The sequence below is a fragment of the Calditrichia bacterium genome (assembly GCA_020634975.1).
GTDB lineage: Bacteria > Calditrichota > Calditrichia > RBG-13-44-9 > J075 > JACKAQ01.
The window spans coordinates 2,038,645-2,053,837 of the sequence record JACKAQ010000001.1; the positions used below are offsets into that span (position 1 = coordinate 2,038,645).

15 protein-coding genes are annotated in these 15,193 nt (G+C 47.0%); 7 read left to right on the forward strand and 8 right to left on the reverse strand.

The features are described 5' to 3' along the window. Positions 1-36 precede the first annotated feature (36 nt). From H6629_08275 to dgt, 5 genes are all read right to left on the reverse strand, one after another. Positions 37-1,767, reverse strand: a complete 1,731-nt coding sequence (locus tag H6629_08275) for an amidohydrolase (protein ID MCB9067786.1) — start codon at positions 1,765-1,767, stop codon at positions 37-39. A 256-nt stretch (positions 1,768-2,023) separates the two neighbouring features. Beyond that, entirely contained in the window at positions 2,024-2,224 is a 201-nt protein-coding gene (locus H6629_08280) for a helix-turn-helix transcriptional regulator (protein MCB9067787.1), read from the reverse strand. Further along, on the reverse strand, positions 2,221-2,667 hold the full coding sequence (locus tag H6629_08285) for a hypothetical protein (protein MCB9067788.1): 447 nt from the start codon (positions 2,665-2,667) through the stop codon (positions 2,221-2,223). Before H6629_08285 ends, H6629_08280 begins: the two co-directional genes overlap by 4 nt. Positions 2,668-2,851: 184 nt before the next feature. Continuing rightward, the gene (locus tag H6629_08290; protein MCB9067789.1) at positions 2,852-3,391 is read right to left on the reverse strand and encodes a transposase; all 540 of its coding nucleotides are present in this window, start codon (positions 3,389-3,391) and stop codon (positions 2,852-2,854) included. A gap of 177 nt (positions 3,392-3,568) precedes the next feature. Continuing rightward, positions 3,569-4,852: a dNTP triphosphohydrolase gene (gene dgt / locus H6629_08295; GenBank protein MCB9067790.1), complete on the reverse strand. Its 1,284-nt coding sequence runs from the start codon at positions 4,850-4,852 to the stop codon at positions 3,569-3,571. Positions 4,853-5,040: 188 nt separating this feature from the next. Between dgt and H6629_08300 the strand changes: the two genes are divergently transcribed. Further along, the gene (locus H6629_08300; GenBank protein ID MCB9067791.1) at positions 5,041-5,925 is read left to right on the forward strand and encodes a CPBP family intramembrane metalloprotease; all 885 of its coding nucleotides are present in this window, start codon (positions 5,041-5,043) and stop codon (positions 5,923-5,925) included. Here the strand turns inward: H6629_08300 and H6629_08305 are convergent. Together H6629_08305 and H6629_08310 are read right to left on the reverse strand one after the other, a co-directional pair. Continuing rightward, a complete protein-coding gene (locus H6629_08305) occupies positions 5,871-6,569 on the reverse strand; it encodes a hypothetical protein (protein MCB9067792.1) in 699 nt (232 codons plus the stop codon). The two genes, H6629_08300 and H6629_08305, sit on opposite strands and share 55 nt — an antisense overlap. A 58-nt stretch (positions 6,570-6,627) precedes the next feature. Next, positions 6,628-7,185 carry a TIGR02265 family protein gene (locus H6629_08310; protein ID MCB9067793.1) on the reverse strand — a complete coding sequence of 186 codons (558 nt, stop codon included), beginning with the start codon at positions 7,183-7,185 and terminating at the stop codon, positions 6,628-6,630. 256 nt (positions 7,186-7,441) lie between these two features. On the opposite strand from H6629_08310, the gene H6629_08315 reads away from it, so the two are divergent. Next, positions 7,442-8,251: a pyrroline-5-carboxylate reductase gene (locus H6629_08315; GenBank protein MCB9067794.1), complete on the forward strand. Its 810-nt coding sequence runs from the start codon at positions 7,442-7,444 to the stop codon at positions 8,249-8,251. Between the two features lie 81 nt (positions 8,252-8,332). Here the strand turns inward: H6629_08315 and H6629_08320 are convergent, their stop codons facing one another. Further along, positions 8,333-9,112 carry a hypothetical protein gene (locus H6629_08320; protein ID MCB9067795.1) on the reverse strand — a complete coding sequence of 260 codons (780 nt, stop codon included), beginning with the start codon at positions 9,110-9,112 and terminating at the stop codon, positions 8,333-8,335. Positions 9,113-9,266: 154 nt separating this feature from the next. Here H6629_08320 and H6629_08325 point away from each other — a divergent pair, with 154 nt between their 5' ends. The 5 genes from H6629_08325 to H6629_08345 all read left to right on the forward strand — a co-directional run bounded on the left by H6629_08325 (position 9,267) and on the right by H6629_08345 (position 15,160). Further along, positions 9,267-9,851 carry an RNA methyltransferase gene (locus tag H6629_08325; GenBank protein MCB9067796.1) on the forward strand — a complete coding sequence of 195 codons (585 nt, stop codon included), beginning with the start codon at positions 9,267-9,269 and terminating at the stop codon, positions 9,849-9,851. Next, positions 9,836-10,081, forward strand: a complete 246-nt coding sequence (locus H6629_08330) for a hypothetical protein (protein MCB9067797.1) — start codon at positions 9,836-9,838, stop codon at positions 10,079-10,081. The genes H6629_08325 and H6629_08330 overlap by 16 nt, the downstream gene beginning before the upstream one ends. Before the next feature lie 341 nt (positions 10,082-10,422). Further along, positions 10,423-11,982 carry a tetratricopeptide repeat protein gene (locus tag H6629_08335; GenBank protein MCB9067798.1) on the forward strand — a complete coding sequence of 520 codons (1,560 nt, stop codon included), beginning with the start codon at positions 10,423-10,425 and terminating at the stop codon, positions 11,980-11,982. Between the two features lie 118 nt (positions 11,983-12,100). Beyond that, a complete protein-coding gene (locus tag H6629_08340; GenBank protein ID MCB9067799.1) occupies positions 12,101-13,456 on the forward strand; it encodes a BamA/TamA family outer membrane protein in 1,356 nt (451 codons plus the stop codon). Between the two features lie 18 nt (positions 13,457-13,474). Further along, a complete protein-coding gene (locus tag H6629_08345) occupies positions 13,475-15,160 on the forward strand; it encodes a hypothetical protein (protein MCB9067800.1) in 1,686 nt (561 codons plus the stop codon). The last annotated feature ends 33 nt before the right edge of the window (positions 15,161-15,193 follow it).

The window sequence follows — 15,193 nt, forward strand, 5'->3', positions numbered from 1 at the left end:
GCCCTTCGACGACGCTCAGGGCACAAAAATTTTCAATTATTCCGTCCGCTGAAACGCAATTTTGCCATCCACAATCGTGAAATCCACCGCCGTGTTCAGCAGTTCTTCTTCCGGGACGGTCATGATGTCCTGCGAAAAAACTGTGAAATCCGCCAATTTTCCTACCGCAATTGAGCCTTTGATTTCTTCCTCAAATCCGGCGTAAGCGGCATCCAGTGTGTACGACCGCAACGCTTCTTCGCGGGTCATTTTTTGGCTTGGCTCGAATCCGCCAGGGGGATGTCCGTCCAGCGTTTTGCGGGAAACCGCCGCGTAAAAACAGGCGATGGGCGTGAGCGGCTCCACCGGCGCATCGGTGCCGTTGGCGATTTTCGCGCCGCTGTCCAGCAATTTTCGCCAGACATACGCGCCCTCGTCGATACGTTCCTGCCCCAGCCGGTCAATCGCCCACGGGCGATCGGATGACATGTGGATGGCCTGCATCGCCGGAATGACGCCCAATTGCGCAAATCGCGGAATGTCTTCTTCCGTCAAATGCTGTGCATGTTCGATGCGAAAGCGACTGTTTTGGGCTTTTTCGGGATTGGCGGCAAAGGCTTTTTCATACTGGTCGAGCACTTCGCGATTGGCGCGATCGCCAATGGCGTGAGTGCAAATCTGAAATCCGCCGTTCAACGCTTTCGCAGCCATTTCGCCAATTTTATCCATCGATATCACGGCATTGCCAAAATGATGGTGGCGATCGCTGTATTCTTTGAGTAGCCACGCGCCGCGCGAACCGAGCGCACCGTCCGCGTATAATTTCACGCTGCGAACCGTCAGAAAATTGTTGCCGTAGCCAACCAACGGACCGTTGGCAAAACATTCATCGAGAAAATCATCCAGAAATTTACCGTTTTTCCAGCTGGAAAGCATCACCCACAGCCGCACGCCGAGTTGGTGATTGTCCGCCATCATTTTATACAGTTCGATTTCCAGACTGTCCGCGCCGGCGTCGTGAAATGTGGTAATACCATTGCTCAACGCTTCCTGCGTTGCCAGTTCCAGTTTGCGGCGATTCATTTCCGGGGTGGATTGCGGGATGTGCGAATTAATTAAATCCATCGCGACTTCCGTGAAAATACCGGTAGGATTTCCGGCGTCATCTTTGATCACTTCTCCGTCGCCGGAAAGTTCGCTGGCGGGCGTGATGCCGGCAATTTCCATCGCTTTGGCATTGGCGATGGCGGCGTGTCCGCTGGCGTGCCACAAAAATACCGGGTGATTCGGCGAAACCGCGCTCAGCGCATCGTGCACCTGAAATCCGCGCACCATTTCGGCGGGCAGCGAATCCCATTTATTCTGATGCCAGCCGCGTCCCAAAATCCATTCGCCTTCCGGCGTGGTTTTCACAGCTTCCGCCACTTTCGCAACAATCTCATCGTAACTTTTTGTATCTGCTAAATTTAGGCTAAGTTTTGCCCAACCGAGCCCCATAAAATGGGCGTGCGCATCGATAAATCCGGGGGTTAGGGTTCGCCCGTTCAAATCGAGGGTGTGCACACTGCTTTCCACCCAATCTGGCGCATCCGCAGCCGCGCCAACAAAAGTAATTTTGCCATTTTTTACCGCAATCAAACCGGCAGTGGGCTGTTCCGGGTTCATCGTGTAAATGGTGCCGTTGTGAATCACCAGATCCGCTTTGGGCGCAGAGCTGCATTTTACCAAAATCATGAGACCGACAACCGCCAGCCATTTGAGGATATGAAGCGTTGCGCGTTTGAACATGACATTTTCTCCCGGGTTTGCCACAAAAAAATTGAGCGCTTAATTTTCGGGTCATTCCGGGCTTTTCCCGGGATCTCCGGCATCTACCGATCATCAACTGCCAATAGCGTGATTTCACGGTGATACATTACAGCGCTCGTTCTGTGGTTTTTTCAATTTCGAAGCTGAAATATATTTATTTGTTGGGAGATATGCAAATTTTGGGGGAATATCTGAACAATCATGTATTATTACCCCCGAGCAATAATACAGCACATCAATCCCCATCTTCCAGTTCAAAAATATCATTCACGGGTTTGCCGAAAATTTGGGACAATTTCAGCGCCAAAACAGTGGACGGCACGTAACGGTTTTTCTCGATCGAATTGATGGTTTGCCGCGATACGCCGGCGCGTTTGGCCAGCTCATCCTGGGTGATGTCCAGAATTGCCCGCTCTATTTTTAAGGTGTTTTTCATTTGTATAGTCTTTTCAAATATTCGAAGTAAAAAATTTGCATGCCCAACAGCAACCACAACACCTGAAAATCGCCCACATCTTTGAACATGGCATGTTCCGGCGAAAATACGGCATCTCCCAGATAATCAACAAAGGGCAGCACCAGCGTATAAATTACCCCGAGTGTGAATGCAAATTTATACGATTGCATTCGCAATTCCGTGATAAACTCATCTTCCAGCGCCTCTTTGGAAATGGACATGAGCAGCATCCCAACCAGCATGCAGTATTTGGATAGCAGCTTTATTTCAGGTTGGTTGACGGTAAATTTGTTGATAAAAATTGCAGCGAACGAAATGATCAGCATCGCAATGCCAATTTTTTTATAGTAATGCGGCAGCTGGAATTTCTTCATTTTTTCGATATTCCTGCGCTCGCAATCCCACATCGATTTTAGTGTCATCGATTTTCCTTTCTGTAAAGTGTATTCCTATTTGTAAATTCAATTTTCCATAATGACAAATTATATTTACTTTATGACAAGTTTACTTTACATTTTTGTAAAAAGCAAATGGTTTTTTGGCATTTTTTGAAAAGAGATGTTTGGGGTATTTGCGGAAACAACAGGTTATTAAAATTCTAACAGATTATGGCACATAAAATGTGTCCTCTTGCCATTTGAGCGGGTTTTGTAGCACATAATTGGAAATTTGCTGAAACGCCGGTTCATCGCGGATGATGTGATCGTGAAAACGCGGTTGCCACGCAAATTCAAATCCCAATCGCCGGGCGTGTTTGCTAACTGCGGATTTGTAACTGCCAATGATAGCAGAAATCGTGTTTTTCCCCTGATTTTGAAACCGTGTTTTTCCTTCATTTTCGTGCATTGGTTGCGACTCTTTTTCCGGACGATTGTTGCCATCTAAAATCAAAATACCGTGTATATGGTTCGGCATCACTACAAATGCACCCAATTCGATGTGTTTGGCATGGTGTTTTATATCGAACCAACACATGTCGGCAATAACGCCGATTGGCGACAATTGCATTTTACCGTTTGAAATTTGTCCAAAAAAATGTTCGCGGTTCGCTGTGCAAATCGTTATAAAATAGGCTGCGTCACGTCCGTAATCCCACCATTGCGCCCGGGCGGATGGAACACGGTATTTATTTTTGAATTTTTCCATTGTAATTTTTTGGGGGATGGGTTTTTGATTTGATTTTTGGTTCGTTTAATTTTTGGTAGAGACAAGGCATGCCTTGTCTCTACATTGACAATCACGACAACAACCATAACAACGACGATAACAATCGAATTAATTTAACAAATACCGGTAAAACAACAAATACCATGCGATATCCAATCAAACCAGATCACCGATGGAACCGCTGCCGGGATCGAACAACCGTTGGTAGGTGCGGATGGCGAAACGATCGGTCATTCCGGCGACGTGATCGCAAACAGCGCGCATCCGCAATTTTGGTTGATTGATGTTGCAAACCATCCGGTGGGTATTTTCCGGCAGTAATTTGTAAATATCGCCATTGCTGCCGAGATAATTTTCCTGCAACGCCAAAAACAGCCGTTCCAGCATGTTTCCCCATTTAAAACGCAGTTGCTGCAACTGCGCCGAGTCGAACACAATTTCCGATGCAATGCGTTTGTAAAGGATTGATTCTGCTGCAATTGCGTCATCAATTTGCAGCTCGAAACGGTAGCGATTGGTGCGGCTGCTCATAAAATTTTCCCGTTCGCGCAGGCTACAGGCGCTGATAAAATCACCGATTTTTCGGGAAAAAATCCGCCGAACTTCGCCCGATTTCATCGCCTGCAAAATTTCTTCCACGCGTTTGGCGGCGTCGCCATCCAGCGATTGCTCGGCTGCCCAGCTTTCCAGCAATTCGCGATTCAAAAATCGCGCCTGAATGCTATCCAGAATATCGTTCAGCGAATATGCGGTGTCGTCCGCCCAGTCCATCACCTGGCATTCGATGCTGCGGAATTTGTTGAGCGGTAGCCCCGGCGCAAAATGCCGGTCGTATGTTTCGCCGTCAAACACAAAATCGAGAAATCGCGATTGTTCGTCATACAAAAAATAGCGATCCGGCGCACCGAGGTGATAGCGCAGCGATTTGTATTTCAGCACGCCGTCGATGAGCGCGCGGGTGGGTTTCATGCCGGTGCGGTGGCCTTCTTCGGGATAAATAATTTCGGTGATCATCCGCAACGTTTGGGCGTTGCCTTCAAATCCGCCGTACTCGCGCATCAAGGTGTTCAGCACGCTTTCGCCGGAATGTCCGAACGGCGGATGCCCGAGGTCGTGCGCCAGGCAAATCGCTTCCACCAGATCGGGATCGATAAAAAATTCGTTGCCGAGCAGCGGATCGCAGCGTTGCAGATAATTGCAGATCGATCGCCCGATTTGCGCAACTTCGATGGAATGGGTGAGTCGCGTGCGGTAAAAATCGTATTCGCCCGAGAGAAACACCTGGGTTTTTGCCTGCAGCCGGCGCAGCGCAGAGCTGTGGATAATGCGATCGCGATCCCGCTCAAACGGCGTGCGATAATCTTCGCCGCGACGCGGAATCAAAAATTCGCAATCGAAATCGTTATAAAAAGTGTTGCCGGCAACAGGTTGGTTGTTCATGGATTTCTCTTTTTTGTAAGGGAAGCTAAATTGCATCCCGGTATATTTTATCGGTTTGAAATTGACAAACCGCTGGTTACAATCACATCATACGATATAAAAATAACCTTTGTTTTGCAAGTCCGCACGCGATACTTTTGGTTAATTAGAGAATCTGCATCGTTGAAAAACGGGAAAACTGGAGTGATATGGAAACACCGGAACCGAAATTGCCGGATACGAATACGGAATCGAATTTTCCGCTGCCCTTTGAATCGCTGGTAGTGATTATTATGAGTGTGCTGGTTTCTTATTTTCCATTGGTGATTGTCCTCGGCGCAACAATGGATCCCGAAACCGCCGAACCGGATATGACGCTGGTAAAAGTGCTGCTGGCCGTTGGCGAAATGGTGTTGCTGGCGTTACCGGTGTTTTATTTACTGCGGCGAAAACTGTCGTTGCCGCTCAACTTGCGGCTAAATCCGGTGCCGGGAAATATTGTGTGGCTGTCCGTTCCCGTCAGTTTGTGCATGATTGTGCTGATCGATGAAGTGGACCGGTTGGTGCGGCTGGTGCTGCCGTTGCCGGAAGAGATCGCATCGGAAATCGGCAAAACCATGCTCATCGACAACGGACTGGATTTTATTCTGGTTACGTTCAGCGCGGTAATTTTGGCGGCGGTTGCGGAAGAAGCTATTTTCCGGGGAATGCTGCAGCAGTCGGTGGAAAAACATGTGGATGTTACCAAAGGTGTGATTTATTCCAGCATTGCCTGGGCGCTGGTGCACGGTAATCATTATATGATGTTGCAGATTTTCCTGTTTGGCTTTTTTCTGGGATGGCTGGCATGGCGAACCAACAGCATTATTCCCACGCTGATTGCACACGGGCTGAACAATGCTATCGCTATTTTGTATATTAATTTTAGCAGGGATAACGAACCGTTTCCCATTTACGAATGGAACGGTCATGTTTCGCCATTTTGGCTGATTCTGGCGATTGGCGGGTTATATTACGGCATTACATCGATAGACAAATTTTACCGCAGCGCCACGGCTTCGCTGTCCAGCGACAACGGTTCCGGCAGATCCTGACACACCGGATAGCGTTCGAAATAACGCAATAAATTTTCCTCGGCATTTTTCACATCAATGGCGCGATTGGTTTTCAGCGCATCGCAAACCGCCTGCGGCGTGATGTTTTCGATGGCGGAAACTTCGCGATAAGTGCCAAGATCCTTGTATCGCCAAAACAGGCGATAAAGCCGTTCGTTCCAGCGCTTTTTGATGGCGTTCATCAGTTGGAAAATGGTGTTGGTGAGCAAATCCAAAGATTCGTCATCGGTATTTAGGCAGTAGCAAATTTTCTTCTTTTTGGCCATGTTCAACGCAGCATTCGCACGATGAAACGCCGGACCGTCCATCTCAATGGGCAGTTTTCCGCCCATCCGGTAAATATTGCCGGTTCCCAATCCAAAACGCAATTTCACCGGAAAAATCAGTTTTTCCAGCGCCAGCACCATTTCAAATGCGCTGCGCAAATCGGTCAGTAATCCCTGAAATTCATCGCCTTTGGTAATGGTAAACGGTGCTTCGATGTGGTCGCGAAATTCCTCATTTATCTGAACAATAGCAGATTTCAAAAACAGTTGAGTTTGGTACCGGCTCCTCCCGCTCAGTTGTTTTGAGCCGCTAACATCCGCGATGATTACGGCATAATTGCGATTATCTGGTTCCATCCGGACACCTTCCGATCGTGTATTTTAATGAAAAGGAACATTTTTGCGGCAACAGCAACTATTGCCAGGTAGTTACATATTTTCGGCATTCTTGCGGGTCATCTTCACTTTCAACCGGATTTAACTGAACCGATTTGCCGCCACACAATGCAATCGCGTTCGTTAAAAAGGATGTCATAAAAATGTGGTATGCCGGATGAACAGAAACGGGGTATTCCAGAATGATTGTGGATTTGCGGGTAGATTCCGGACGAATATCGATTTGCCCGAATCCCCACAACCGTGCATAAAGGCGCTGGAACTGGGCTAAAAACCGCTGCGGTTTTTGTGCTTCTGTATAATTAAAAAAATAACGGTCTACTATTGCATGGGCAAACTCCCGCCCGATGGATTGAAAGAGCGGTTGTTCCGCTGCTGTTGTGACGGTTACAATCGCATTGTCCAATTCCTGCAGCATCTCGAAACGGTAAAAATTAACCGGAAACACCTGTTCGGAAACCACATTACGCACTTGCTCCGAAAGGTGTTCGTTGATATTTCTTCGCGTTGTATAATCCAGATGCTGTTTTACATAGTGGAACCGGGAGTGGAAAACAAGCCCGCGTATCGTGCTCATAAAAATCCTTTTTGAATGTCAATTTTAAATTTAAAACTTGAACATCCAGAAATCAAGTAAATAAACTTGATTTATCGCTTATAAAGTTGCGATGTGACCGATGCACCAAATAACGCGTTCAACAATTTAACATCACATGACGTGGCGCACATTGCAAAGCAGATTCTGAAAAAAAAGCAGTTGGATTCACAACCGGAATATCACAATTTTATCGCTTTACAAATAAGTCGTCCGAAAAACAAACGGAGCTATTACGATGTTCAGAATTGCCATCATCGGTTGCGGAAATATGGGGTTAACCTATGCCCGCTCATTTTTACAATTTAATTTGGTAACGCCGGACAACCTGAAGCTGGTTGCCCGGGATGAAGCACACAAAGCTGCGTTGGAAAAACTGGATTTAGGACATGTCCACGCCGGAATTGATCACTCGCTGACAGATTCCGGTGTGATTATTTTATCCGTTAAACCGCAGGATTTTCAGAGCATTGCGGAGCCGTTGCGAAAATCGCTGCAGCCCAATCATGTGGTGCTTTCGGTGATGGCGGGAATTACCATCCAACGCATGTCCGAAGCGTTGGATCATAAAATTATCGTTCGCGCGATGCCCAACACTCCGGCACAGTTGGGCATGGGCGTAACCGCTTTTAACGCCAGCGAAGGCGTGAATATTCACCAAATCAGCATCATTGATAATTTGTTGAGCACCACCGGACGCACCATTTTTCTGGATGATGAATCGTTGCTCGATGCCGTTACCGCGCTCAGCGGCAGCGGTCCTGCCTATTTTTTCTACCTCGTGAAATGCATGATCGATGCCGGGATGCAGTTGGGAATGGAAGAATCTGTCGCAGCGATGCTGGTGAAGCAAACCATGCTCGGCTCGTTCCATTTGATGAACCAATCGCCAAAAAAACTGGACGAATTGATTGCGGCAGTAAAATCCAAAGGCGGCACAACGGAAGCGGCGTTCGGGGAATTTATGTCCGGGAAAATGGGCGAAACGCTGATGAACGGCATTTTCGCCGCCCAAAAACGTGCCCGGGAACTTTCCGGCAGCAAATAATTTTTTTGCAACAATCTGTCAACAAAAAAGCGGTTACCCGAACCCGGATAACCGCTTTTCATTTTTTATAACAGGCTGTTTTTATTCTTCTTCGAAGTTGAACATACCGATGCGTTTTTCCTTTGCTGCACGAATGCGACTGCGGAAATACTCCCGGTTTTGCACCTGCGAAAACCATTTGGCCCGAACAAACTGGTTGCGCTCGAACCATTCGTACTGAATGGCGCCACCCAATTCCTGACGCAGCCGGCGGGCAATTTCTGTGGTCAGGCGTGTGGTGTTTGTAAAAATATAAAGGATCTCGTTCGTTTCCCGGATATCGATGATGACATCGAACGGCATTTTGTTCTCCAGCTCCGCCTCAACGGTTTTGGCTAAACTGGTGATTTCATCTTTCGATTCTTCAAGATCTTTATCGTAAATTTCGATGCTGCCGATAAAATAGCCGATATCTTTGGCGCGTTTTAGCAATGTATCGCAAATCGCCAATTCTGTCCGAACGGTGTATAAATCCGTGACAGTGTCTCTGATCCATTTATTTTTGTAAAATATTTTTTTGGATAACGGACAAGAATAAATCACACGCGATTTGGGGAGCAGAGACGTTTCGCTGTCCGGCATGGTTGCAATATCTTCGCCTTTTTGCAGCTTCGTCTCAATTTCCTTCATCTCATCTACATCTTCTTCCTCACCGGAATCATCGTCCTCATCGTCGTCGTCGTCGTCATCCTTCTCATCGTCGTCATCATCTAAATCATCGTCATCGTCCATATCATCATCGTCGTCGTCGATGTCGTCATCCATTTCATCTTCCCATTCAAAATCTTCATCTTCTGCGGGATTTTTCTTTTTTCTTGCCATTTGCCCGGCCTCCAAGGTTTATTTTGCCCATTAAAAAAGACTTTAAATTTATGATTTGTTCTGTTGTTTTTTCAACTATTTATTTTAAAATAGTAAAATATTTTTTTTCGACACCAATAAAGCCATAACCGGAACCATAAACAGAGGACTTTCCATGCCGACAGAACAACGATTGGAAAGAATGCGCACCATTTTACAATACCGTCAACCGGATTTGACAGTTGTGTGCGAAAATATCCATGATCCGCATAACGTCAGCGCTATTTTGCGCTCCTGCGATGCCGTGGGAATCGATACCGTCCGGCTGTTTTATTCGTATCAGGAATTCCCGATACTCGGCAAAAAGTCATCCGGTTCCGCAACAAAATGGATAAATATCGAAAATTTTAGCGACGCAGCAGAAATGCGCGATTCGCTGAAAGCCAAAGGGTTTACCATTTACGCCACGCATCTGCAAACGCCAAACCCGCTTTCCATTTACGAAGTGGATTGGACTAAACCATCGGCAATCATTTTGGGAAACGAACATTTTGGCGTTTCCGAAGAAGTGCTGGCCATCGCGGATCACAACGTTTACATTCCGATGATGGGCATGATCAAAAGCCTCAACGTTAGTGTTGCTACTGCGGTTACCCTTTACGAAGCCTGCCGCCAGCGAATCAACAGCGGATTATATCCCCGGAAGGATGCGGACCCGGAATATCTGGCAGCCGAATTTCAAAAGTGGCAGGAAAAATGACCCATCATACACCGGATAGTAATATTTTGGAGCACTTTTTTCCAAAAATCACGCCATTTTTTGCGGAAAACCGGTGGAAAACACCAAAAAGGTATGTGGAAAAACCTGTGGAAATTGTTGACAAATTGTGGAAAACTAACCTGCTTTTAAACCTATTTTTCGGTTTTAGACAACTTTTCGACACGCTGTTACAAAGTTTTCCACAATTTCAACAACCTTCAAATCATTAAAAACAAACACTTAATCAGGTTTCCACAGTTTACACATGGTAATAGTAGTAGTAGTAGTTTTTATATATACATTCTTTTTATTTAATATCATATAGAATGTAATCATCGTGCAAAAGCACCGATCTATGGCATATATCACGTTTGAAATAAGTAATCTTCGCTATTATTTGCAGAAATTGAGTGTGTTGAAACACACAGATACAGATCACCATATTTGTGTCGATTAACAAAATGATTGCTTTTGAGCAATGCAGAAATCACGTAAATTAATAGCTATTACCAAAGGTTGCTCTTTTAAACATGAATTTGGAAATTAACCGGATATTCGGGGTTGTGGATTAATGAAAAACAGCACAGCCAAACGAAACAGTAAATGGATGACCAATGATTTGCACCGACTGACAGATTCGTTTCAGTCAGCTAAGCCGGGTGAAATCCATTTTGTTGTTTATGACAACGAACAAACATTCCGGAAATTGTTAAAAGAAATACCGTCAAATAGCGATACATCGCCGGAACACCTCAAATACAAGCCTGCCAAAAAACCGGAACCTTTTTTTAATAAATTGCGGGAAAATGTGGCCGAACACGCCACAATGTTGTCACATCTGCATCTTTCGGGTGGCGAAAATCCCAAAGTGCCGGCGGAAGAATTGTTGCCGCAGCTCAGCACACAGTTGAGTCGCCATAGCCGTGCGCATCCGCTGTGGCTGATCATCCCGATATCTTTTCTGAAGCAATTTTGTCAATTTGCCGGGGAATTGTGGCACATGCGGCGAAACCTGTTTTGGGTGGAAGCGCGGGATATCGACCGGTTCCGAATGGGCTTCTTCCTGACCGATCATTTTTGGGAAACCTCGGAATACCGCGATATCGACGACAAAAAATACATTCTGCAATTTTACAAAATGTTGCAGGCGCAATTCGCGATGGATGAAACCTTCCGCTATTTGCAGTTTTCCATGCTTGGCAAAATTGCCGGGCTGCATTTTCAAACCGGCAATTACGCCCGGTCGCTGCAGGTGCTGAACGAGCAGCACAATCTGCTGAAAGAAATGCGCGACGAAAAATTGCTGCCGGAATTGTTGAATAACATCGCTGTGGTTTTTCACAATATGGGCAGATTTAACGATGCGCTGGAACGGTTTCAACTGGCGATGAAAGCCGCAGAAAAAAGCTTGCGCGGCGCCCATCATCCCGGAAAAATAATGCTCACTAGCAATTACGGCGCGCTGTGCAGCGATATTAATGATATAAAAGAAGCCTTTATGCAAACCCGCCACGCGCTGCGGATGGGCGAAAGTAAAATAGGTATGCGCCACGAAGGGCTGATTCCGCTGCTGATCAACTATGCGCGGGCATTGCGGGATCGCGGCGATTTCGAAGATTCGCTGGATCAATACCGTCGCGGGCTAAAAATTGTGGAATTGCGCTTGAGTATCGATCATCCGTATATGTCTGTCATTTTGCAGCATATCGGCATGGTCTATTATTTCCAGAAAAATTACGATTTGGCCCGCCGCTATGTGTATCGCACGCTGGAAGCGATGGAACGCTCGCTGGGTGCGGAGCATCCGTATTTGGGCCGGCTGTTCAATAATATTGGCGTAACCCATATGCACGGCGAAAATCTTGATCTGGCGTTGAAATATTTCCAATGGGCGCTCAATATTCGCCATAAACGGGTGGGCGATAACGATCCGCTGATCGGGTTTATCCACAGCAACATCGGGCAAGTGTATGCGATTCGCGGCGAAACAGAGGCGGCACAACTGTGCTATTTGCGTGCCCGGGAAATTTTGCGAAAACATTTGCCGGAAAATCATAAGGAATTGGCAAATATCGACCATGCGCTGGATTCTTTGAACGAATCGATTGCCACTTCAACCAGCTCCAACTAAACCGCTACAATTAAATCTCACCAAAATATTTCATTTTTAGTACGTTTTAATTCGGCTTTTGATAAATCGCGTGATTTTATTATTTTCCAGTTAATCAACAATTGGAAATAGCCGGCGTATGACCAAACATCACCGCAGTATTGAATCGCAAAACGATCCGCAAATGAAACATTCTTCGATTTATCAAATTTTTTGCATCGCGCTGGCGATCATCTGTTGTTGCTGCGGCTTTGGTGCATCGGTGATCGCGCAGGAAAAACTGACGCCGGAAGAAGTTGCCGCATTGGCAGATTCTGCCCGACAGTTGCGCAAGGAATATCGCGATAAAAAAACCTGGGAACACCTGGTTTCACTGCCGGGAACGATTGTCAGCCTGCCGTTGGTGATTGTTGCCAAAACCACCGAAACAGTTGCCGGATTTATTTACGAAGAAAAGCTGATCCCCCGAACTATCGAATTTTTTACATCCGCAGATGGTCGCCGGGGAATTACCCCAAAATACTCCAATCGCAGCGGTGCCGGCGCCAAAATATATCAATCCGGTATTCTTTCGGAAAACGATCAGCTATCGCTTACGGCTTCCGGCGATTTCAGCAAGCGCCAGCGCTATCGCATTGAGTGGAAGCGCATCCAACCGGGAAACGCGCCGCTATTGCTCAACTTCCGGGCGCAGTACCGCAATTTGCCGGAAGAAGATTTTTACGGCATTGGTCCGCACACCCGCTATTCCGACGAACTGGAATTTGATTTCGAATACACGGCTGTTGAAGGTGGTATTCAATATTTAATGAATGAACGGCTTTCTGTGGGATTTTTGGGACGGTTTGATCACAGCAATGTGTATCCCGAAGATCAGGATGGCGACGAAGTGCTGATCACGGATTTGTACGACCGCAATTCGCTGCCGGGATTGCAAACAAAAGTGCGAACAATGCAATATCAGGCTGAACTGAACTGGGATTCACGGAATAGACTCGGCAATCCCTCCAGCGGGCAGGAAGCGCTGTTTTCCGCAGCTATTTTCCGCGATGTGGATAACGGACCGTTCAATTTCCGAAAATATCGGGCGGATGTTTCCCAATACATTCATTTGGGTGCCAACCGCGTTATCCGGCTGCGCCTCGCCGGCGAAATGACCGAACCTGAATCCGGTTCAGATCGCGCACCGTTTTACAATCTCAGCGAGCTGGGCGAGCAGGAAAGCATCCGCGGATTTGAGCGCGGACGATTTCGTGATTTCGATTCGTTTCTCGCCTCGCTGGAATATCGCGTGCCGATCTGGCGAAGAATGGACATCTTCGCTTTCGCAGATGCCGGGCAAGTGGACAACGATATTTTTAGCGATCTGAATACCAAAAAAATGCAATTTGGATTTGGCGGCGGCGTACGGCTGTTCTCCGAAAAAGATTTGGTTGCTGTCGGACAAATTGGCATTAGTAAAGAAACTTTCCGTGTTTATTTTGAACTGTATTAAACGAGCGAACCCAATAGAATGCGCATAAATCGAAATAAAATGATGAACCATTGGCTGGTGCTGTGGATTGCTGCTGCAATTTTTGCCGGATGCGCCGGCAGCAGCCGTTTTGTGGTGCCGGAACCGCCACCGGATGATCAAAAAGTGGTGCCCGTTCCGCACTCCCGCGAAATAAATCTGGCAGCCGATAACGTCAGTAAAATCGGTACGATGCAAATTAAAAACCTGTTCGATATTTCCCGCCACGGTCGCGCCATTTTTAACAAACCCAAAGAAGCAATGAACGTGGATGCGTTCGACGAAGTGTATAATTCCAGCTGGTTTACCAATCGCAACGGATTGGCGCAAATGAACATTGCCGATTTTTCCCGCGGCCCGGATCAAAGCAGCGGTCCGGATACCGGAAATGTGTGGACCATCGTCGCCGCAAAAACGCAGGGCGTAACCCCGGGATTCAACATTCGCGATTCCCGGGATCAGCAATACGTCATCAAATTTGATCCGGCCGGATACCCGGAGCTGGCCACCGGCGCAGAGGTTGTTTCCACAAAATTATTCCACGCCGCCGGTTTTAACGTGCCGGAAAATTATCTCGTCAAATTCGATCCGGCAATTTTGCGCATCGGCAATGAAGTGAAATTCACCGATAAACAGGGTCAAAAACGGTTTATGAACGAGGATGACCTCGCCAAAATTCTCGCCAAAATCCAGAAATTGCCCAACGGACGCATTCGCGCAGTTGCCAGCAAATATTTGCCCGGCAAACCGATGGGCGCATTTTTTTACACCGGCATTCGCAAAGATGATTTGAACGACGTTATTCCCCACCAGCACCGCCGGGAACTGCGCGGGCTGCGCTGGATTGCCGGATGGCTGAACCATTTCGATACCAAAGCAAATAACTCGCTGGATATGTACGATCCGGCAGGTTATGTCAAACACTATTTGATCGATTTTGGCTCCACTCTCGGCAGCCAGGGCAACGAACCGATGCCGCCGGAAATCGGGCGGGAAGGCATTGTCGATCCACCGCAAGTTGCCAAAGTTATCGGCACTTTGGGCATTTACAAACGACCGTGGGAACGTGATATTGAGATCAAATATCCGTCGATCGGATACTTTGTTTCGGCAGATTTTCGACCCGAAAAATACAAATATATTATGCCGAACCCGGCGTTTGGCAACGCCACCAACCGCGATAGCTATTGGGGCGCAAAAATTGTGATGTCCTTTACCGATGAGCAGATCCGCAGCGCTGTTGCACAGGGGCAATATTCGAATCCCGAAGCGGCGGAATACCTCGCCAAAATCATCATCGAACGGCGCGATATCGTCGGGAAATACTGGTTTGATCGAATGGCACCGCTCGACCGGTTTGCCCTGCAGCAAAACAGCGACGGTGCACAAATGCTGCATTTCGATGATTTGGCGATCGATACCCGGTTGGCAGATGCGACAAATACCCGTTACCAAATCACCGTCGAACGCGATGCCGAAATTGTTGCCGCTGCAAAAGATATCGGCAACCGGACAGCCTTTTCGCTGGCGGATTTGCGGGAAACTGCCGCAAATTTTCCCGATTCGCAATGGGCAATTATCATCGAATTGACACGCGGCGAAAAGAATTGGCCGCAGCCTGTAACCGTATTTTTGAAATGGGATAATTCCCAAAACACCTTCCATTTAATTGGCTTACAACGATAAAAATAGCAGTTTTTTGATTTTTCTGTTTTCGAA

Excerpts from the sequence above, each read along its gene's own strand:
- dgt (MCB9067790.1), bottom strand. The coding sequence starts at position 4,852 with ATGAACAACCAACCTGTTGCCGGCAACACTTTTTATAACGATTTCGAT.
- H6629_08310 (MCB9067793.1), bottom strand. The coding sequence starts at position 7,185 with ATGAGCACGATACGCGGGCTTGTTTTCCACTCCCGGTTCCACTATGTA.
- H6629_08305 (MCB9067792.1), bottom strand. The coding sequence starts at position 6,569 with ATGGAACCAGATAATCGCAATTATGCCGTAATCATCGCGGATGTTAGC.
- H6629_08300 (MCB9067791.1), top strand. The coding sequence starts at position 5,041 with ATGGAAACACCGGAACCGAAATTGCCGGATACGAATACGGAATCGAAT.
- H6629_08340 (MCB9067799.1), top strand. The coding sequence starts at position 12,101 with ATGACCAAACATCACCGCAGTATTGAATCGCAAAACGATCCGCAAATG.
- H6629_08290 (MCB9067789.1), bottom strand. The coding sequence starts at position 3,391 with ATGGAAAAATTCAAAAATAAATACCGTGTTCCATCCGCCCGGGCGCAA.
- H6629_08315 (MCB9067794.1), top strand. The coding sequence starts at position 7,442 with ATGTTCAGAATTGCCATCATCGGTTGCGGAAATATGGGGTTAACCTAT.
- H6629_08335 (MCB9067798.1), top strand. The coding sequence starts at position 10,423 with ATGAAAAACAGCACAGCCAAACGAAACAGTAAATGGATGACCAATGAT.
- H6629_08320 (MCB9067795.1), bottom strand. The coding sequence starts at position 9,112 with ATGGCAAGAAAAAAGAAAAATCCCGCAGAAGATGAAGATTTTGAATGG.
- H6629_08325 (MCB9067796.1), top strand. The coding sequence starts at position 9,267 with ATGCCGACAGAACAACGATTGGAAAGAATGCGCACCATTTTACAATAC.
- H6629_08345 (MCB9067800.1), top strand. The coding sequence starts at position 13,475 with ATGCGCATAAATCGAAATAAAATGATGAACCATTGGCTGGTGCTGTGG.
- H6629_08275 (MCB9067786.1), bottom strand. The coding sequence starts at position 1,767 with ATGTTCAAACGCGCAACGCTTCATATCCTCAAATGGCTGGCGGTTGTC.
- H6629_08280 (MCB9067787.1), bottom strand. The coding sequence starts at position 2,224 with ATGAAAAACACCTTAAAAATAGAGCGGGCAATTCTGGACATCACCCAG.
- H6629_08285 (MCB9067788.1), bottom strand. The coding sequence starts at position 2,667 with ATGACACTAAAATCGATGTGGGATTGCGAGCGCAGGAATATCGAAAAA.